The 17,816-nt window shown below is 63.7% G+C and carries 17 protein-coding genes; 4 read left to right on the top strand and 13 right to left on the bottom strand.

From position 1 onward, the window contains the following. The first annotated feature begins 24 nt into the window (after nt 1-24). From QZ409_RS11175 to QZ409_RS11165, 3 genes are all read left to right on the top strand, one after another. Nucleotides 25-570: a Spy/CpxP family protein refolding chaperone gene (locus tag QZ409_RS11175; RefSeq protein ID WP_296710834.1), complete on the top strand. Its 546-nt coding sequence runs from the start codon at nt 25-27 to the stop codon at nt 568-570. 105 nt (nt 571-675) lie between these two features. Then, nucleotides 676-1,734 (top strand): COX15/CtaA family protein, encoded by a 1,059-nt coding sequence (locus QZ409_RS11170; RefSeq protein ID WP_296710832.1) that lies wholly within the window; start codon nt 676-678, stop codon nt 1,732-1,734. Nucleotides 1,735-1,827: 93 nt separating this feature from the next. Next, on the top strand, nt 1,828-2,928 hold the full coding sequence (locus QZ409_RS11165) for a choloylglycine hydrolase family protein (RefSeq protein ID WP_296710831.1): 1,101 nt from the start codon (nt 1,828-1,830) through the stop codon (nt 2,926-2,928). Here QZ409_RS11165 and QZ409_RS11160 read toward each other — a convergent pair. After that, the gene (locus QZ409_RS11160; protein WP_296710827.1) at nt 2,925-3,371 is read right to left on the bottom strand and encodes a thioesterase family protein; all 447 of its coding nucleotides are present in this window, start codon (nt 3,369-3,371) and stop codon (nt 2,925-2,927) included. The two genes, QZ409_RS11165 and QZ409_RS11160, sit on opposite strands and share 4 nt — an antisense overlap. 191 nt (nt 3,372-3,562) lie before the next feature. Here QZ409_RS11160 and QZ409_RS11155 point away from each other — a divergent pair, with 191 nt between their 5' ends. Continuing rightward, entirely contained in the window at nt 3,563-4,921 is a 1,359-nt protein-coding gene (locus QZ409_RS11155; RefSeq protein ID WP_296710825.1) for a TAXI family TRAP transporter solute-binding subunit, read from the top strand. Here QZ409_RS11155 and QZ409_RS11150 read toward each other — a convergent pair. The 12 genes from QZ409_RS11150 to nuoG form a co-directional block, all read right to left on the bottom strand. After that, nucleotides 4,899-5,153, bottom strand: a complete 255-nt coding sequence (locus tag QZ409_RS11150) for a DUF1467 family protein (protein ID WP_296710824.1) — start codon at nt 5,151-5,153, stop codon at nt 4,899-4,901. The two genes, QZ409_RS11155 and QZ409_RS11150, sit on opposite strands and share 23 nt — an antisense overlap. A 15-nt stretch (nt 5,154-5,168) precedes the next feature. Then, entirely contained in the window at nt 5,169-5,573 is a 405-nt protein-coding gene (gene mce, locus QZ409_RS11145; protein WP_283365512.1) for a methylmalonyl-CoA epimerase, read from the bottom strand. Nucleotides 5,574-5,587: 14 nt separating this feature from the next. Beyond that, complete coding sequence (locus QZ409_RS11140) at nt 5,588-7,255, bottom strand: ribonuclease J (RefSeq protein ID WP_296710814.1); 1,668 nt, start codon at nt 7,253-7,255, stop codon at nt 5,588-5,590. 11 nt (nt 7,256-7,266) lie between these two features. Further along, a complete protein-coding gene (locus QZ409_RS11135) occupies nt 7,267-8,049 on the bottom strand; it encodes a biotin--[acetyl-CoA-carboxylase] ligase (RefSeq protein WP_296710811.1) in 783 nt (260 codons plus the stop codon). Between the two features lie 91 nt (nt 8,050-8,140). After that, entirely contained in the window at nt 8,141-9,577 is a 1,437-nt protein-coding gene (gene nuoN, locus QZ409_RS11130; RefSeq protein ID WP_296710807.1) for an NADH-quinone oxidoreductase subunit NuoN, read from the bottom strand. A gap of 10 nt (nt 9,578-9,587) precedes the next feature. Continuing rightward, the gene (locus QZ409_RS11125; protein WP_296710804.1) at nt 9,588-11,099 is read right to left on the bottom strand and encodes an NADH-quinone oxidoreductase subunit M; all 1,512 of its coding nucleotides are present in this window, start codon (nt 11,097-11,099) and stop codon (nt 9,588-9,590) included. Then, nucleotides 11,099-13,141, bottom strand: coding sequence for an NADH-quinone oxidoreductase subunit L (gene nuoL / locus QZ409_RS11120; RefSeq protein WP_296710800.1), 2,043 nt, complete (start codon nt 13,139-13,141; stop codon nt 11,099-11,101). The genes QZ409_RS11125 and nuoL overlap by 1 nt, the downstream gene beginning before the upstream one ends. A 5-nt stretch (nt 13,142-13,146) precedes the next feature. Then, nucleotides 13,147-13,455 (bottom strand): NADH-quinone oxidoreductase subunit NuoK, encoded by a 309-nt coding sequence (gene nuoK, locus QZ409_RS11115; protein WP_283365506.1) that lies wholly within the window; start codon nt 13,453-13,455, stop codon nt 13,147-13,149. Nucleotides 13,456-13,465: 10 nt separating this feature from the next. Beyond that, complete coding sequence (locus QZ409_RS11110) at nt 13,466-14,068, bottom strand: NADH-quinone oxidoreductase subunit J (RefSeq protein ID WP_296710795.1); 603 nt, start codon at nt 14,066-14,068, stop codon at nt 13,466-13,468. A gap of 140 nt (nt 14,069-14,208) precedes the next feature. Then, nucleotides 14,209-14,697, bottom strand: coding sequence for an NADH-quinone oxidoreductase subunit NuoI (nuoI, locus tag QZ409_RS11105; protein WP_296710793.1), 489 nt, complete (start codon nt 14,695-14,697; stop codon nt 14,209-14,211). Nucleotides 14,698-14,707: 10 nt separating this feature from the next. Beyond that, nucleotides 14,708-15,718 (bottom strand): NADH-quinone oxidoreductase subunit NuoH, encoded by a 1,011-nt coding sequence (gene nuoH / locus QZ409_RS11100; protein WP_296710790.1) that lies wholly within the window; start codon nt 15,716-15,718, stop codon nt 14,708-14,710. A gap of 13 nt (nt 15,719-15,731) precedes the next feature. Further along, complete coding sequence (gene nuoG / locus QZ409_RS11095) at nt 15,732-17,795, bottom strand: NADH-quinone oxidoreductase subunit NuoG (protein WP_296710786.1); 2,064 nt, start codon at nt 17,793-17,795, stop codon at nt 15,732-15,734. Nucleotides 17,796-17,816: the final 21 nt, after the last annotated feature.

Here is a 17,816-nt window from a genome sequence, read left to right as displayed (position 1 = left end):
GAAAAAATATTCTGGGAGATTAGAATGCGCATCCTCAAAATTTCCGCCTTGGCCTTGGCCTGCGTTGCCGGCGGACTGGCTTTCTCGCAGGCGAACGCTGCGCCGGACATGCCGAAGGGACCGCAGGGCTGGATCGAACGCATGTGCTCCGCCGACGCCAAGGGCGACAAAATGGCCTCGCATATGGAAAAGCGCGCCGCCCGTATGGCGACGATCCTCCAGTTGAACGACGCTCAGAAAGCGACGCTGAAAGATCTTGAGGACGCGCGTGCCAAGCAGCGGGCCGATTTCAAGACCTCCCTCTGCGCCAAGAAGCCCGATCTCTCGACCTTCCCCAACCGTCTGGCCTTCCGCGAGCAGATGATGCAGCATCGGCTCGACGCGCTGAAGGCCGAAACGCCCAAGCTGATCGCCTTCTACAACAGCCTCGACGACAAGCAGAAGGCGGCCTTCGAGGAAATGCGCGGCGCGATGATGGGCGGCCACCACCCGATGATGGGGCGCGGTCCGGGCGAGCGCCATGGCATGGGTCCGGGCGGCCACGACGGCGGCGATTCCGGCGACGAGTGACGCCGCATAAGGCTTCGAATTCACACCGCAGTGGCCCCCCGCTGCGGTTTTTCTTTGCCGCTTGGCCGCGCCGGGCTAAAAGCCCGTAACGCCATCGGAAACGACATGCCGAATCGCAATTCTTCGTGCGCTGCTGCGCCGACCCCCGACCCACAACGCGCCGTGCGAATTTGGCTGTGGCTGGTCGCGGCGGGTATTTTCGCCATGGTGGTCGTCGGCGGCGCGACGCGACTGACCGAATCCGGCCTGTCCATCACGGAATGGAAGCCGGTGACCGGCGTCCTGCCGCCGCTGAACGAGGCCGATTGGGGCGCGGCCTTCGACAAATACAAGCAGATTCCGCAATATCGCGAATTGTTCCCGGACATGGACCTCGCCCGGTTCAAGACCATCTATGGCTGGGAATGGAGCCATCGCCTGCTCGGGCGCCTGCTCGGTCTGGTGTTCGCGCTCCCCTTCCTGTGGTTTCTCGCGCGCGGGAAAATCACGGGCGCCCTGCGCTGGCGGCTCGCCGGCATTTTCGCCTTGGGCGGCCTGCAGGGCTTCGTCGGCTGGTGGATGGTCTCGTCCGGCCTCGTCCATCGCGTCGAGGTCGCGCAGGAGCGGCTTGCGATCCATCTGCTGCTCGCCTCGGCGACCTTCGCCGCCGTGCTTTGGACGGCGACAGGCCTCATGCCCAATTACCGCGACCCGCTCGGCCCTGACGGGGCGAGTTTCCGGCGCGAAGGCGCGGCGCTCGTGGCGCTGGCTCTGGCGCAGATCGGCCTCGGGGGCCTGGTGGCCGGCTTGCGCGCCGGGCTGGTCTATAACACCTGGCCGCTGATGGACGGACGCTTCATCCCCCCACGCGAAAACTTGTTCAGCCTGACGCCCTGGGCCGCCAATTTCCTCGACAATGTCACGATGGTGCAGTTCCAGCACCGCATGACCGCCTATCTTCTGGCGGCGCTGGCTCTGTTTCATGCGCTGCATATCAGCCGTGAGACGCTCGCGAAGCGGGCCGTTCGTCGGGCGGGGCTGCTCGCCGCGCTGGTTCTGGTCCAGGCGGGATTGGGAATCGCGACGCTCGTCCTCGCCGTTCCGCTGCATGCGGCGCTGGCGCATCAGGCCTTCGCGATGGCCGTTCTTGGCCTGGCGACGATCCATCGCCGGAAACTGGGTTGAAGCGTCGAACTCGCCTTTTGCGATTATAATTTCCTTTATACATATCCACGATTGTAACGGCGCTCCATCGTCCAAATCGTGGGAAAATAAATCATGTTGCGTGCGATCGTCGCCTCCGTCGCCCTGATGGCCGCCGGCCTGCCTGCCATTTCCTGCACCGCCGTCGACATCACGGCGGCCGACAACACCGTCATCGCGGGACGGACGATGGAATGGGCCTTCGACATGCAATGGAAGCTCGTCAGCCTGCCCAAGGGCGCCAAGCTGACGCTCACGGCGCCGAAAGATTCAGGCCTGCCGACCAAAGAAGTCGAAATCCTCTATCCGCTCGTCGGCGTCGGAGCCGGCGTGATGCCGGGCAATCCCTTGCTGGAAGGACAGAATTCCGAGGGCCTCGGCATGAGCGGCAATTTCCTGCCGGGCTTCACCACCTACCAGTCCGTGACGCCGCAGGATAAATCCGCCGTCGAAATCCTGTCCTTCGGCGCCTGGGCGCTGGGGCGCTTCGCCAATGTGAAGGACTTGCGCGCGGCGCTTCAGGTAACGAAAGTCTGGTCGGATTCCTCGCTCGCGACCGGCCCGACCCCGCCCCTGCTCCATTTCGTCTTCACCGACCGCAGCGGCGCCAGCATCGTGGTGGAATATGTCGACGGCGAAGCGCGCATCCATGACAATGTCGCCCATGTTTTGACAAATGCGCCGACCTATCCCTGGCACCTCGACAATCTGCGCAATTACCTGAACCTTTCCACGGTCGGCGTGCCGAGCCGTCAGATCGGCGCGGTCAATGTCACGGCGATCGGCCAGGGCGGCGGACTTGTCGGCCTTCCCGCCGATTACACGCCGCCGTCCCGTTTCCTGCGCGCGGCCTTCCTGCAGCATGGAACCCAGGCCTCGAAGACCGGCGCGGAGGCCAGCCAGGCCGTCGCGCATATCCTGAACACCGTGGATATTCCGATCGGCGTCGCCCAGTCCAAGCTCGAAGACGGCTCGCTTATTTCCGATTACACGCAATGGGTCACGATCAAGGATCTGACCCACAACCGCCTGCTGATCGCCGACTACAACCACCGCCTCGGCTATCTCGCCATCGACCTCGATCCGATCTTCGCGCAAACGAAGCCCGCGACGCGGCTGGTCAGCGACCTGCCCTATCCGAAGACCGAGGGCGGCGTGAACGTGTTCGCGCCCTAACCGGTCTGCCGCTCGAGAAAGGCCCGCGCCTCGTCCGAGAAGGGCTTGGAGCGCCGCGTCGTTACATCGGTCAGCACGACGGTCGACTCACCCGTGGCGACGCATTCGCCGTGCTGGAACACCGCCTGCTCCAGCCGCAGCGAACTGCGCCCGACCAAGGCGACGCGCGTGCCGATCTCGACCTCGCCTGGCCAGTTCACCTCGCGGCGGTAATCGAGCAGCAGCCGCGCCAGCACGAAGGCGCCATTCGGCCCCATCAGGTCCGCGCCGCCATTGATGAGCATTTCGACACGGCCGGTTTCGAGAAATGTCGCGAAAACCGCGTTGTTCACGTGGCCCTGCCGATCTGTGTCGCCATAGCGCAGTTTTTCGCGGGCCTGGAAGGGGAAATCGGCCAGGACAGGCGCGGGGCCGGGAGCCGACGAAGACGTGCGTTGCGACATGGGACCTCGCTCAGGTGGATTCCATGAAAGCGATTCTAGAGCTTTCCCGAAGCGGACGGAATTTGCAATTTTCGCGTGGGCGGCGGATTCGCTGCAAGAGAATACCGGTTCCCCTTCGCGTTTCGCCGCCGTAAGGTTCCCGCCATTGGCCGAACGGAAGAATCAGTTCGACCAGCGCAGGAGCCCGCAAAATGTTCGGACTTTTCGCGAAACAGCGCGTCATGGGAATTGTCTTCGCGGTCGTTTTCCTGGTCGCGGCGGCGGCGTTGGGCATCCTCTATCTCTGGTCGCCGCACGCCACGCTGCGCATCACCTCCGGCGTAGAGGGCTCGAAAGCGCAGCGTTTCATATCGGCCTTCATCAAGGTCGCCGAGGCGCAGCATCCCCGCATCCGGTTCCAGACCGTGCCCGTCGCAAGCCTGACCGAGAGCGCCAAGGCCTTGGAACAGGGCAAGGCGGACATCGCGATCATCCGCAGCGACGCGACGCTGCCCGCCAATGGCGAGACGCTGGTCATCCTGCGTCATGACGCGGTCGCCGTGATCGTGCCGCACCACTCCTCGATCAGCAGCCTTCCCGATCTGACCGGCAAGAGCGTGGCCATTCCCAGCGGACCCGCGCAGGACGACGATTCCCACGCGCTCGACCTGCTGCTGAACTTTTACAATATCACGCCGGACAAGGTGAAACGCGAGTTCCTCGCCATCGAAGACATCGGTCCGGCGATCCTGCACAAACGGGTCGTCGCCGCGGTCGCGGTCGGTCCCGTCGGCCCGGGCCCGGCCGTCGATACGGTCGCCTCGATCGCCGCCGCCACCAAGGGAACGCCGAAAGTCCTCGGCTTCGACGACGCCGACGCCATCGTCAAACGCTTCCCGATGTTCGAATCCTATGACGTTCCAGAGGGCGGCTTCAAGGCGAAACCTGCGGTTCCCGACGACACCGTGACCATGCTGGCGGTCAATTACCGCTTCGCCGTGCCGATCACCATGCTCGATATCGTCGCCGACGCCATCGGGCGATCCATCCTGACGGCCAAGGCGCAATTGATGAATGTCGCCCCGATGGCGGGGCAGATCGAGGCGCCCGACGTCTCCGACCAGAATCCCCTGCTGCCGATTCATCCGGGCTTTGCCGCTTATCTCTCCAATGGCGACCAGAGCTTTTTCGATCAGGCGCAGCGCTATCTCTATATTTTCGGCATTCCTCTGAGCATTGGCGCGTCGCTGATCACCCTGCTGGTCAGCATGTTCAATGCGCGCGGTTCGAAAAAGGATCGCGACGCCGTCGAGCGCCTGCTTTCGATCGCGCATGAGGCCAATACAGCAGATCGCGAACGGCTGGAAACGCTGGAGAAAGAACTTCACGAGGCGGTCGCCGACTGCATCGCCAAGCCCGGCGACGCCGCAAAAGGCGAGCAATGGAAGACGCAGCTTGTCCTGCAACACGCCATGAGGCGGTTCGAGCGGCGCGACGCCGCGCTGAAAGCCGGAGGCGCTCCGAGCCAGACGCCGCAAGCTGTGGACGTCAGCCCATCACATTCGCCATGACCACGACAATGGCGTAGACGGCAAAGGCGAGCAGCGTGGTCGCCAGCGCCTTTTTCAGGAGCAACGGCGCGACGGGCGCGCCGGGATCCGCCCCCTCCGGGAGGTCTTCCCGCGCTTCCTGATGATTGCGCACGCCGAAGGGCAGCACCGCGAACAGGCAAACCCACCACGCGGTGAAGAAGATGGCCAGCGCCATCGGCAAAGTGAAAGGCGCGAAATTGAAGTCCGACATTTCGCGCCCCTTCGGTCAGACCTGTTCGATTTCGACGAGCGTGCCGTTGAAATCCTTGGGATGCAGGAACAGCACCGGCTTGCCATGGGCGCCGGTCTTCGGATTGCCGTCGCCGATGACGCGGGCGCCCGTCGCCTTCAGTCGGTCGCGGGCGGCGATGATGTCGTCGACCTCATAGCAGACATGATGCATGCCGCCGTCGGGGTTCTTCTCCAGAAACTTGGCGATGGGCGAACCGGCGCCGAGCGGCTCCAGCAATTCGATCTTGGTGTTCGGCAACTGGATGAAAACCACCGTCACGCCATGGTCGGGCTGTGCGATCGGGTCCGAGACTTCGGCGCCCAGCACGTTGCGATAGGTTTCGGAAGCGGCGGCGATGTCCTTCACCGCGATGGCGACATGGTTCAAACGACCGATCATGCTCTGCTCCTGTCTCAAACTTCTATCGCCAGCACATGGACATGCGGCTTCTTGCCCCAGACGGCGGCGACTGCCGAGCGCACGGCGCGCTCCACCGCCGTGCAGGCGGCGTCGGCGTCTCTTTTCTTCGCGCGTGGCAGTGTGTCAAGCGTTTCGAACAGCGCGCGATCCACGACATCGCCTAAGGGGCGATTATCGCGCGTCTTTTGCGGCAGGCCAAACATGGTGACGTCGGGCACGCCCGCGAGATCGCCCTTGGCGGTGAGGGCGAAGGCGATGGAAATAATTCCCGCCGCCGCCAGGCGGTGGCGCTGACGGAAACATTCCTCGGACGCGCTCAGGATCAATTCGCCATCCTGATAAAGCTTGCCGGACGGAATTTGCGCCAGATGCGTCGGACTGTCGGGGCCAAGCGCGATCATGTCGCCATTATGCGCGATCAGGACATGCTCGACGCCCCGGCTGCGGGCGAAATCGGCATGCACTTGAAGATGCAGCGGCTCGCCATGGGCGGGCACCGCGACCTGCGGACGCAGCCAGTCGTAGAGCTTGGCGACTTCGCCCCGGCGCGGATGGCCCGAGCAATGAACCAGCGCGTCGCGGTCGGTCAGCACGTCGACCCCCTGCAGGATCAGGCCATTGACGATGGCGTTCACCTCGCGCTCATTGCCGGGAATGGTGCGCGATGAGAAAATGACGAGATCATTGGGCGCGAGCTTGACCGCATGTTCGCCGCGCACGATGCGCGACATGGCTGCGCGCGCCTCGCCCTGGCTGCCGGTGGCGAGCACCACCACCTTGTTCGCCGGGAGGCGCGCGAAACTGTCGAGCGAGAGCAATTCCGGGACGCCGTCGAGATAGCCGCATTCGCGCGCCACCTCGAGCGAACGCTCCATGGCGCGCCCCGCAAGCACGATGCGGCGTCCCGCCGCCTCGGCCGCCAGACAGACCGAGCGCAGCCGCGTGACATTGGAGGCGAAGGTCGTGACCATGACACGGCCCGTCGCCGCGAGGATCTTTTCGCGCAGAACAGCGGCGACCTGAGCCTCTGACGGGCTTTCGCCCTCGCGCAGGATATTGGTCGAGTCGCAGATGAGAGCGCGCACGCCTTCGTCGCCGATCTTCTTCAGCCGCTCGATGTCGGTCGGCCGGCCGAGGCCCGGCGTCGGGTCAAGCTTCCAGTCGCCCGTATGGACGACCACGCCCGCCTTGGTGCGGATGGCGAGCAGGTTCGACTCCGGGATCGAATGCGACATCGGCACGAATTCGATCTCGAACGGGCCGAGCGTCAGCCGCGACCCCTGCGCGACGATCTTGATCGGCACCTGCGGCGCGCCCGGCTCGGCCAGCCGCCGCGTCGCGAGCAGGCCCGCCGCAAAGGCCGTCGCATAGACTGGGCAGCCCAGCCGCGGCCACAGCGCCGCGATAGCGCCGACGTGATCCTCATGCGCATGGGTCACGATCAATCCGAGCAGATCGGCGCGGTGTTTCTCGATGAAGCCGAGATCGGGCAGGATGAGATCGACGCCGGGCATGTCCGCCCCGGCGAAAGCAACGCCGCAATCAACCAGAATCCATTTGCGTTTTTTCGCGGGTCCGAAGCCATAAAGCGCGGCGTTCATGCCTATTTCGCCGAGACCGCCGAGCGGAGCGAAAACGATTTCTTCCTGATCTGTCGCCATTCCAATTGCCTTTACGGGTTCTGTGCGCCGAACGCCACGTCGCCCGCCTCTATGGTCTCGATCGTTCCGCCCGTCCTTTCCAATAGCATGCGCCCTTGCGCGTCAATGCCCTGGAAGAGCCCTTCGAGCGTCTGGCCGTTGCGCGTCACCCGCGCCATCTCCCCGATCCCGCCCGCGCGCTCCAGCCACGCCGCGCGAATGGCCGCGAAATTGTCGCCGCGCGCCCAGAATTCCAGCCAATGCGCGAAACGATCGGACAGAGCCGCAAACAGCGCGGCGCGATCCGCCGATGCCGCGCCGATGCTGCGCAGGCTGGCGGTGGGGTAAGGCGCGTCGCCGGGCGAATTCTGGCAATTGACGCCAATGCCGACGACACAGGCGAATTGTCCGTTGCGCAGGCTGGCGCCCTCCAGCAGCAGGCCCGATATTTTGGCGCCGTCGCACAACGCGTCATTGGGCCATTTCAAACGGATTCGGGGATCGTCGGCGGTCATCGCCCGCAGCGCGTCGATCAAGGCTACTCCCGCCACGAAGCCAAGCTGCGCGACGCGCGACGGCGGAGCCGGATCGATCAGCAGCAGGCTGGCGTAAAGATTGCCGGGCGGCGACGTCCAGACGCGGCCCATGCGCCCCCTGCCCCGCGACTGGGTCGCGGCGACGATCCACAGCCGGCCCGGATCTCCGGCGGCGACCCGACTCATCGCCTCGTCATTGGTCGAGCCGAGCGCGGTGAAGACTTCGAGTCGATATCCGGCGCGCGACGCGGCCGGACCAAGGGCGCAATAAAAATCCATCAGCGCCCGATCACAAAAGAGCCTCCGGCGCGTCGGCCATCGATAGGGATGGACGCGCGCCGGAGGCGCTGAAACATCATTTCGCTTGCGATCAGAACAGCGAATGGGCCGCCGCGGTGGCCGCCTCGACCAGCGGCGCCGGATAGACCCAGAATAGAAGCATGGCGAGCGACGCGAGCGCCAGGACGGCGCGCTGGGTGCCGCTTGGACGGTCGAGCGCCGGGGCCGGATCGTCGAAATAGATGATCTTGACGACACGGAGGTAATAATAGGCCGCCACGGCGCTGGTGAGAATGCCGATCACGGCCAGCCAATAGAGCTGTGCGTCCACGGCCGCCATGAAGACGTAGAACTTGGCAAAGAAGCCCGCCAGCGGCGGCACGCCGGCCAGCGAGAACATCAGCATCGACAGGAAGAAGGCCATCGGCGGATTGGTGCGCGAGAGGCCGGCGAGATCGGAAATCTGCTCGACCGCCTTGCCATTGATCCGCATCGACAGGATCGCCGCAAAGGTCCCGAGCGTCATGACCAGATAGATCGCCATATAGAGCGCGACGCCCTTGACGCCCGCCTCGGTCCCGGCGGCGAGGCCGACCAGCGCGAAGCCCATGTGGCCGATAGAGGAATAGGCCATCAGCCGCTTGATGTTGGTCTGGCCGATCGCGGCGAAGGAGCCGAGCGCCATGGAGGCCAGCGCCATGAAGACGATGATCTGCTGCCACTGGCTGACCGCGCCCGGGAAGGCGGTCATGATGACGCGGGTCGAGATCGCGACGGCGGCCATTTTCGGCGCTGAGGCGAAAAAGGCAGTGACCGGCGTGGGCGCGCCTTCATAGACGTCCGGCGTCCACATGTGGAACGGCACGACCGACATCTTGAAAGCGAGGCCGGCGAAGAGAAATACGAGGCCGAAGATCACGCCCGTGCTCGGATGTCCGCCGATCGCCGCCGCGATGCCGCCAAAGGACACCGTGCCGGCGAAGCCATACAGCAAGGACGCGCCATAAAGCAGCATGCCGGAGGACAGAGCGCCGAGGACGAAATATTTCAGACCGGCTTCCGAAGCGCGCGCATCGTCGCGGCTGAGCGCCGCGACGACATAGAGCGCCAGCGACATCAGCTCCAGCCCCAGATAGAGCGCGATCAGGCCATTGGCCGAGATCAGCACCAGCATGCCGAGCGTGGCCAGCACGACGAGAATCGGAAATTCGAACTTGTCGACGCCGCTGCGGCGCAGGAAATCGCCGGACATGAGCAAGGTGACGATCGACCCGGTCAGCGCCAGGCCTTTCATGAAATCACCGAAGCGATCGTCGATGAAGGAGTCGTTGAAGACCGCGCCGGCCTCCTTGGCGCTGCCAAGGAAAACGGCGACCAGCGCTGCGCCGAGAAGGGCGACGGCCAGTTCGGTCATCGGTCCGTCGCTCTCCTTGCCGCGAATAGCGCCGATCAGCACGAGCAGGATGGCGCCGACCGCGAGGATCGTTTCCGGCAGCGCATGGGCGATTTCGAGACTAAGCGAATTCATGGAACGTCTCTCAATGCAGCGTGAGGGCGGCGGTCTTGGTCAGGGCCAAGGCGGATTCGTAACCCTTGATCAGTTCGGCGACCGAACCGGCGCAGGCGTCGAGGATCGGGCCGGGATGAACGCCGTAATAGATCGTCAGCACGACCAGCGGCGCCAGCACCGCCATTTCGCGCGGGCTGAGATCCTTCAGGCTTTGCAGGCTCGGCTTTTCGAGCTTGCCGAACACCACGCGCCGATAGAGAAACAGCGCATAGGCGGCCGATAGAATGACGCCGGTGGTGGCGAAAAAGGCGACCCAGCTATTGGCCTGGAACACGCCAAGCAGCGACAGGAACTCGCCGACGAAGCCCGAAGTGCCCGGCAGACCGACATTGGCCATGGTGAAGACCATCAGGGCCACGGCATAGACCGGCATGCGTTCGACAATGCCGCCATAGGCCGCGATCTCGCGGGTGTGCATCCGGTCATAGATGACGCCGACGCAAAGGAAGAGCGCGCCGGAGACGAGGCCGTGCGACACCATCTGGAACACCGCGCCCTGCACCGCCTGCTGGTTCATGGCGAACAGGCCCATGGTGACGAAGCCCATATGCGCCACCGAGGAATAGGCGATGAGCTTCTTCATGTCGTCCTGAACCAGCGCCACCAGCGAGGTGTAAATGATGGCGATGATCGACATGGCGAAGACGAGCGGCGCGAAATAATGCGACGCATCGGGGAACATCGGCAGCGAAAAGCGGATGAAGCCATAACCGCCCATTTTCAGCAGAATGCCCGCCAGGATCACCGAACCCGCCGTGGGCGCCTCGACGTGGGCGTCAGGCAGCCAGGTATGCACGGGCCACATCGGCATCTTCACCGCGAAGGAGGCGAAGAAGGCCAGCCAGAGATATTTCTGCAGGTCCGGGTCGAACTTCGCGTGCAGCAGCACCGTGATGTCGGTCGTGTGCGTCTGGGCATACATGGCCAGGATGGCGATGAGCATCAGCAGCGAACCGGCAAGCGTATAGAGGAAGAACTTGAAGCTCGCATAAATGCGGCGCTTGCCGCCCCAGACGCCGATGATGATGAACATCGGGATCAGGCCGCCCTCGAAGAACAGGTAGAACAGCACGATATCCAGCGCGCAGAACACGCCGATCATCAGCGTCTCCAGCACAAGGAAGGCGATCATATATTCCTTCACGCGGTTCTCGATCGAGTTCCACGACGCCGCGATGCAGAACGGCATCAGGAAGGCGGTCAGGACCACGAAGGGGAAGGAAATTCCGTCCACGCCCATCTTGTAGCTGAGGCCCGAGCCGAACCAGCTCTTTTCTTCGAGGAACTGGAAGTCCGCGACGCCGGGAACGAACTTGCCCCAGGCATAGAGCGACAGCGCGAAAATCACGAGCGTCGTCCACAGGGCGATCCAGCGGATGTTGTTCTTGCCCGATTCCGTTTCGCCGGGAACCAGCAGGATGAGCGCGGCGCCGACCAGAGGAAGGAAGGTCAGCCCGGAGAGAATGCCAAAACCGAACATCAGCGTACCCCGCCGACCAGATAGAAGGTGATGATCGCAGCAAGGCCGATCAGCATCGCAAAGGCGTAGTTATAGATGTAGCCGGTCTGCAACTTGACGATCCAGCTGGTGCCGTCGAGCACCCGCGCCGCGACGCCGTCCGGGCCGAGGCGATCGATGATCGCAACGTCGCCGCCCTTCCAGAACAGGCGGCCGAGCCAGAAGGCCGGACGCACGAACAGGAAGTCATACAGCTCGTCGAAGTACCATTTGTTGAGCAGGAACTTGTAGAGCGGGTTGAACCGGGCGGCGAGACGGGCCGGCGTTTCCGGCGCGAACACATACATATAGGCCGCGACCACAAAGCCGCCGAGCATCATCAGGAAAGGCGCGAGGCCGACCCATTCCGGAATCTCGTGCATTTCATGCAGGATGTGGTTGTTGGGGCCGACGAACAGCGAATTGCGCCAGAACTCGCCGGCGTCATGGCCGATAAAGACGTTCTTAAAGGCGAGGCCGGCGAAGATCGCGCCGATGGACAGCACATAGAGCGGGATCAGCATCGTGTTCGGGGATTCATGCGGATCGAGCGCGTGATGACCATGATCGTCATGAGCGTGATCATCCTTGGCATGGTCATCGTGACCATGCGCGTGATCGTCGTGACCATGCGCGGCGGCGTGCGCATCGCCGTGGCCAGCCTCGGCCCAGTGCGGCTTGCCGAAGAAGGTCATGAACACCAGGCGCCAGCTGTAAAAAGAAGTCAGCGCCGCTGCAACCACGGTCATCACGAAGGCATAGGTCGCGGCCTGGCCATGCACGCCTGCGGCATAGGACGCCTCAATAATGGCGTCCTTGGAGAAATAGCCGGCGGTGAGCGGGAAGCCCGTCAGCGCCAACGTGCCGAAGGTCATGCACCAGAAGGTGATCGGGATTTTTTTCGCGAGCCCGCCCATGTTCCGCATGTCCTGCTCATGGTGCATGGCGTTGATCACCGAGCCGGCGCCGAGGAACAGCAGGGCCTTGAAGAAGGCATGGGTGAAGAGGTGGAAAATGCCGATCGAATAGCCGCCGATGCCGAGCGCGACAAACATATAGCCGAGCTGCGAGCAGGTCGAATAAGCGATCACGCGCTTGATGTCGTTCTGCACCAGGCCGATCGTGGCGGCGAAAAAGGCGGTGGTGGCGCCGACGATCGTCACCACGGTCAGCGCCGCCGGCGCTTGTTCGAACAAGGGCGAGAGGCGCGCCACCATGAACACGCCAGCCGTCACCATGGTTGCGGCGTGGATGAGTGCAGAAACCGGGGTCGGGCCTTCCATCGCGTCCGGCAGCCAGGTGTGGAGCAGGAACTGTGCCGACTTGCCACAAGCGCCCATGAAGAGCAGCAGGCAGGTGATCGTCATCGCGTCCCAGTCGGAGCCGAAGACATGGATCGTCTTGTTGGCAAGGCCGGGCGCGGCGGCGAAGACCGCATCGAAGGAGATCGACTGGGTCAGCATGAAGACCAGGAAGATACCCAGCGCGAAGCCGAAATCGCCGACGCGGTTGACGACGAAGGCCTTGATCGCCGCAGCGTTCGCCGAGGGCTTTTCATACCAGAAGCCGATCAGAAGATAGGACGCGAGGCCCACGCCTTCCCAACCGAAGAACATCTGCGCCAGATTGTCGGCCGTCACCAGCATCAGCATGGCGAAGGTGAAGAGCGAGAGATAGGCGAAGAAGCGCGGCCGCGACGGGTCCTCGTGCATATAGCCGATCGAATAAAGATGGACGAGCGACGACACCGTCGTCACCACCACCAGCATGACGGCGGTCAGCGTGTCGACGCGCAGGGCCCAATCCACTTTCAGGACGCCCGACGTCATCCAGTTGCCGAGCACGGGCGCGGAAAAGGGCGCGCCGCCAAGGCCCACGCGTGCGAACACGATCCAGGACAAAAGGCACGAGACGAACAGAAATGACGTGGTGACGATCTCGCTGGGACGCGCGCCGATCCTGCGACCGAACAGGCCAGCGATCAGAAAGCCGAGAAGGGGGAGAAAGACGATAGCGGAATACATGTCGTTCAGCCCTTCATCATATTGATGTCTTCGACCGCAATCGTGCCGCGGTTACGGAAATAGGTGACGAGGATCGCAAGGCCGATCGCAGCCTCGGCGGCCGCGACGGTCAGGATGAACAAGGCGAAGATCTGTCCCGTCAGGTCGTGCAATTGCGCCGAAAAGGCCACCAGATTGAGATTGACGGAGAGCAGGATCAGCTCGATCGACATCAGGATCACGATGACGTTCTTGCGGTTGAGGATGATGCCGGCGACGCCCAGTGTGAACAAGACGGCGGCGACGATCAGATAATGTTCAAGACCGATGACCATTGGCCGCTCCTCACACGCCCGCCCGAGACGGGACTTTCTTGACTTCGATGGCCGAGGCGCGGGTGCGCGCGTTCTGCTCCGCGATGTTCTGGCGGCGGACATTCGTCCGATGCTGCAGCGTCAGGACGATCGCGCCGATCATGGCCGTCAGAAGGACGAAGCCAGCGGCCTGGAACAGATAGACATATTGCGTATAGAGCACGCGGCCGATCGCCTCGGTGTTCGAAAGATTGGCCGGCGTCGGCGTGTTGAGCGCGGCCTGCGGCGCCACGCTCCAGACGCCGATGACCGTGATCAGTTCGACCAGAACGACAAGGCCGACCAGCATGCCGACCGGCAGATATTGCAGGAAGCCCTGCTTCAATTCGGCGAAATCGACATCGAGCATCATCACGACGAAGAGAAAGAGCACCGCGACCGCGCCGACATAGACGACGACCAGAATCATGGCCAGGAATTCGGCCCCGGTCAGCAGGAAGAGGCCCGCCGCATTCACGAAGGCGAGAATCAGGAACAACACCGAATGGACCGGGTTGCGCGCCGAAATGACCATGACGGCGGATGCGATCGTGACGATCGAAAACAGATAGAAAAAGGCCGCGGCTAACGTCATGGTCCACCTGTGCGCCCGATGTTCGGGCCTTGATCGCTCATCTTCCGACCTGGATTAAACAAACTTGGCTTAATCAAGAGTCGGCGTGGGGTAAAGTCTGCTTTAGGCAAGGCCCGCGCCCGAATGGCGCGGGAGAAAAATCAGCGGTAAGGGGCGTCCGCAGCCAGGTTGCGCGCGATTTCGCGCTCCCAGACCGCGCCATTGTCGAGCAGGCGCTGCTTGTCGAAGAACAGCTCCTCCCGCGTCTCCGTCGCGAATTCGGCGTTCGGCCCCTCGACGATGGCGTCCACCGGGCAGGCTTCCTGGCAGTAGCCGCAATAAATGCATTTGGTCATGTCGATGTCGTAGCGCGTGGTGCGACGGGTGCCGTCATTGCCGCGCGGCGCCGCTTCGATGGTGATGGCCTGCGCCGGGCAGATCGCCTCGCACAGCTTGCAGGCGATGCAGCGCTCTTCGCCATTGGGATAGCGGCGCAGCGCGTGCTCGCCGCGATAGCGCGGCGATTGCGGGTTTTTCTCGTGCGGATAATTCAGCGTCGCCTTCGGCTTCAGCAGATAGCGGAAGGAGAGGAAGAAGGCGCCGACGAATTCCTTGAGCAGCAGGGCCTTGGCGGCGGTCACGATTGGCATGGCGATCCCCTCACTGGCCGACTTTGACGACGAATTCGAGCACCGCGGCGACGATGATCACGGCGGCGAGCGAAATCGGCAAGAACACTTTCCAGCCCAGCCGCATCAGCTGATCGTAGCGATAGCGCGGCACGAAGGCCTTGACCATGGCGAACAGGAAGAAGAACCAGCTCACCTTGAGCACGAACCACACCACGCCCGGCACCCAGGTGAAAGGCGCGATATTGATCGGAGGCAGCCAGCCGCCGAAAAACAGAATCGTCATCAGCGCGCACATGGTGACGATGGCGACATATTCGCCGAGCATGAACAGCAGATATTGGCCCGAGGAATATTCGACCATGAAGCCGGCGACCAGTTCCGATTCCGCTTCGACCAGATCGAAGGGCGGACGGTTGGTCTCGGCCAAGGCCGACACGAAGAAGATCACCAGCATGGGGAGCAGCGGCAGCCAGTACCAGCCCAGTATGCCCCATTTGGTGTCCTGCGCGCGGACGATATCGCTGAGGTTGAGCGAGCCGGCGCAGAGCAGGACGGTGATGATCACGAAGCCGATCGAGACCTCGTAAGACACCATCTGCGCCGCCGAGCGCAGCGCCGCGAGGAAGGGATATTTCGAGTTGGACGCCCAGCCGCCCATGATGATGCCGTAAACGCCGAGCGAGGAAATGGCGAAGATGTAAAGCACGCCGACGTTGAGATTGGCGACCGCCCAGCCCTCATTGACCGGGATGACCGCCCAAGCCGCCAGCGCGAGGGTCGCTGTGACCAGCGGCGCGATCAGGAAGACGCCCTTGTTGGCGCCGTCGGGGATGATCGGCTCCTTGACCATGAACTTGATCATGTCGGCGAAGGACTGCCAGAGGCCCCAGGGGCCTACGACATTCGGGCCGCGCCGCAGCTGCACCGCCGCCCAGATCTTGCGGTCGGCGAGGATATAATAGGCGACCAGCACCAGCAGGACGATGAGAATGCCTAAGCTTTTCGCCAGGATGATGAGAAGGGAGAGCAGGAGGTCCATGTGCTTCTTCTCCTCATTCCGCCGCTTGGGCGGTGACGCGGCCCTGGGCAAGGGCCGAGCATTCGCCCATGACGCGCGAGGCGCGGGCGATCGGGTTGGTCAGGAAGAAATCGGAGATCGGCGAGACCAGCGCGCCATGCCCCAAAGTCCCGTCCGGCAGCGAAGCCAGAGACGCGGGATCCGAGGTCGCAATGGCGTCGACTCGCGCGAGCCATGGCCTGGCCTCATAGATCTTCGCGCGTAACTGCGTCAGCGAATCGAAGGGCAGAGCCTTGCCGAGCACGGCGGAAAGGGCGCGGAAGATCGCCCAGTCCTCGCGGGCGTCGCCGGGCGGGAAGGCGGCGCGGTCGGAAATCTGAACGCGGCCCTCGGTGTTGACATAAGTGCCGGTCTTTTCGGTATAGGCCGCGCCCGGCAGGATGACGTCGGCGCGATGGGCGCCGCGGTCGCCATGCGAGCCGACGTAGACGACAAAGGCGCCCGGCTCGACAGTGATCTCGTCCGCACCGACGAGGAAAGCGACGTCAAGCGCGCCGGCCTTGGCCATGGCCGCCGTATCGAGACCGCCCTCGCCCGGCACGAAGCCGATATCGAGCGCGCCGACGCGGGCGGCCGCCGTGTGGAGAACGGACAGGCCGGTCCAGTCGCCCTTCGGCGCGCCGAGCTTGGCGGCCAGCGCCAGAATGGCGGCGCCGTCCTCGCGGGCCAGAGCCCCCTGCCCGACCAGAATCAGCGGACGCTCGGCCTTGGCGAGGATTTCGCCAAAACCTTCGCCCTGCGCGAGTTTGGCGAGCGCGTCGGTGCCGGCGCCGAGGTGGGTGTAAGTATAGGTCAGGTCGAGATTTTCGCCGATCACGCCGATCGGGAAATCGCCATGGCGCCAGCGTCGGCGGATGCGGGCGTTGAGCACCGGGGCTTCCCAGCGCGGGTTCGAGCCCACGATCAGCAGAGCGTCGGCGCGATCCACGCCTTCGATGGTCGCGTTGAACAGATAAGAGGCGCGGCCCCTGGCCGGATCGAGCTTCACGCCATCCTGGCGGCCGTCGATATTCTTGACGCCGAGCGATTCCGCGAGCGCCTTGGCCGCGAACAGATCCTCGACCGAGGAAAGATCGCCGCCGATGAAGCCGATCTTTTCCGGCGCGGCGGCCTTGACCTTGGCGGCGATGGCGGCGAAGGCCTGCGCCCAGCTCGCGGGGCGCAGCCTGCCGTTTTCACGAACATAGGGCCGGTCGAGCCGCTGGGTCTTGAGGCCGTCAACGATCTGGCGGCTCTTGTCGGAAATCCATTCCTCGTTCACCGCCTCGTTGAGACGGGGCAGGATGCGCATGACCTCGCGGCCGCGCGTGTCGATGCGGATCGCCGAACCCAGCGCGTCCATCACGTCCACGCCGGGGGTCTTGTTATATTCCCACGGGCGGGCGCGGAAATTTTGCGGCTTGGGCAGCAGCGCGCCGACCGGGCAAAGGTCGGTGACATTGCCCTGGAGCTCGGAGGTCATCGCCTTTTCGAGATAGGTCGTGATCTCCATGTCCTCGCCACGGCCGATGGCGCCCATGTCGGACGTGCCGCAGACTTCGGCGGTGAAGCGGACGCAGCGCGTGCAATGGATGCAGCGAGTCATCTCGGTCTTGACCAGCGCGCCGATATATTTGTTCTCCACCGCGCGCTTGCTCTCGTGATAGCGCGAGCGGTCCAGGCCGAAGGCCATGGCCTGGTCCTGCAGGTCACATTCGCCGCCCTGGTCGCAAATCGGGCAGTCGAGCGGATGGTTGATGAGCAGGAACTCCATCACGCCTTCGCGCGCCTTCTTGACCATGGGCGAATTGGTCAGGACGACCGGCGGCTCGCCGTTCGGACCGGGACGCAGGTCGCGCACCGACATGGCGCAGGAGGCCGTCGGCTTGGGCGGGCCGCCCTTCACCTCGACAAGGCACATGCGGCAATTGCCCGCCACCGACAGGCGTTCATGATAGCAGAAGCGGGGGATTTCCTTGCCCGCCTCTTCGCACGCCTGGAGCAGCGTGTACTCCGGCGGGACGTCCACTTCGATGCCGTCGACGATGATCCTGGCCATCTGGTCTTTCCTTTTGCCTCG

It is taken from the genome of Rhodoblastus sp., assembly GCF_019449565.1.
GTDB lineage: Bacteria > Pseudomonadota > Alphaproteobacteria > Rhizobiales > Beijerinckiaceae > Rhodoblastus.
This window is presented reverse-complemented; position numbering and strand designations above follow the sequence as displayed.

Bases quoted from the DNA above. Each gene is read 5' to 3' on its own strand.
- QZ409_RS11175 (WP_296710834.1), top strand. From the start codon at position 25: ATGCGCATCCTCAAAATTTCCGCCTTGGCCTTGGCCTGCGTTGCCGGC.
- QZ409_RS11170 (WP_296710832.1), top strand. From the start codon at position 676: ATGCCGAATCGCAATTCTTCGTGCGCTGCTGCGCCGACCCCCGACCCA.
- QZ409_RS11165 (WP_296710831.1), top strand. From the start codon at position 1,828: ATGTTGCGTGCGATCGTCGCCTCCGTCGCCCTGATGGCCGCCGGCCTG.
- QZ409_RS11160 (WP_296710827.1), bottom strand. From the start codon at position 3,371: ATGTCGCAACGCACGTCTTCGTCGGCTCCCGGCCCCGCGCCTGTCCTG.
- QZ409_RS11155 (WP_296710825.1), top strand. From the start codon at position 3,563: ATGTTCGGACTTTTCGCGAAACAGCGCGTCATGGGAATTGTCTTCGCG.
- QZ409_RS11150 (WP_296710824.1), bottom strand. From the start codon at position 5,153: ATGTCGGACTTCAATTTCGCGCCTTTCACTTTGCCGATGGCGCTGGCC.
- mce (WP_283365512.1), bottom strand. From the start codon at position 5,573: ATGATCGGTCGTTTGAACCATGTCGCCATCGCGGTGAAGGACATCGCC.
- QZ409_RS11140 (WP_296710814.1), bottom strand. From the start codon at position 7,255: ATGGCGACAGATCAGGAAGAAATCGTTTTCGCTCCGCTCGGCGGTCTC.
- QZ409_RS11135 (WP_296710811.1), bottom strand. From the start codon at position 8,049: ATGGATTTTTATTGCGCCCTTGGTCCGGCCGCGTCGCGCGCCGGATAT.
- nuoN (WP_296710807.1), bottom strand. From the start codon at position 9,577: ATGAATTCGCTTAGTCTCGAAATCGCCCATGCGCTGCCGGAAACGATC.
- QZ409_RS11125 (WP_296710804.1), bottom strand. From the start codon at position 11,099: ATGTTCGGTTTTGGCATTCTCTCCGGGCTGACCTTCCTTCCTCTGGTC.
- nuoL (WP_296710800.1), bottom strand. From the start codon at position 13,141: ATGTATTCCGCTATCGTCTTTCTCCCCCTTCTCGGCTTTCTGATCGCT.
- nuoK (WP_283365506.1), bottom strand. From the start codon at position 13,455: ATGGTCATCGGTCTTGAACATTATCTGATCGTCGCCGCCGTCTTGTTC.
- QZ409_RS11110 (WP_296710795.1), bottom strand. From the start codon at position 14,068: ATGACGTTAGCCGCGGCCTTTTTCTATCTGTTTTCGATCGTCACGATC.
- nuoI (WP_296710793.1), bottom strand. From the start codon at position 14,697: ATGCCAATCGTGACCGCCGCCAAGGCCCTGCTGCTCAAGGAATTCGTC.
- nuoH (WP_296710790.1), bottom strand. From the start codon at position 15,718: ATGGACCTCCTGCTCTCCCTTCTCATCATCCTGGCGAAAAGCTTAGGC.
- nuoG (WP_296710786.1), bottom strand. From the start codon at position 17,795: ATGGCCAGGATCATCGTCGACGGCATCGAAGTGGACGTCCCGCCGGAG.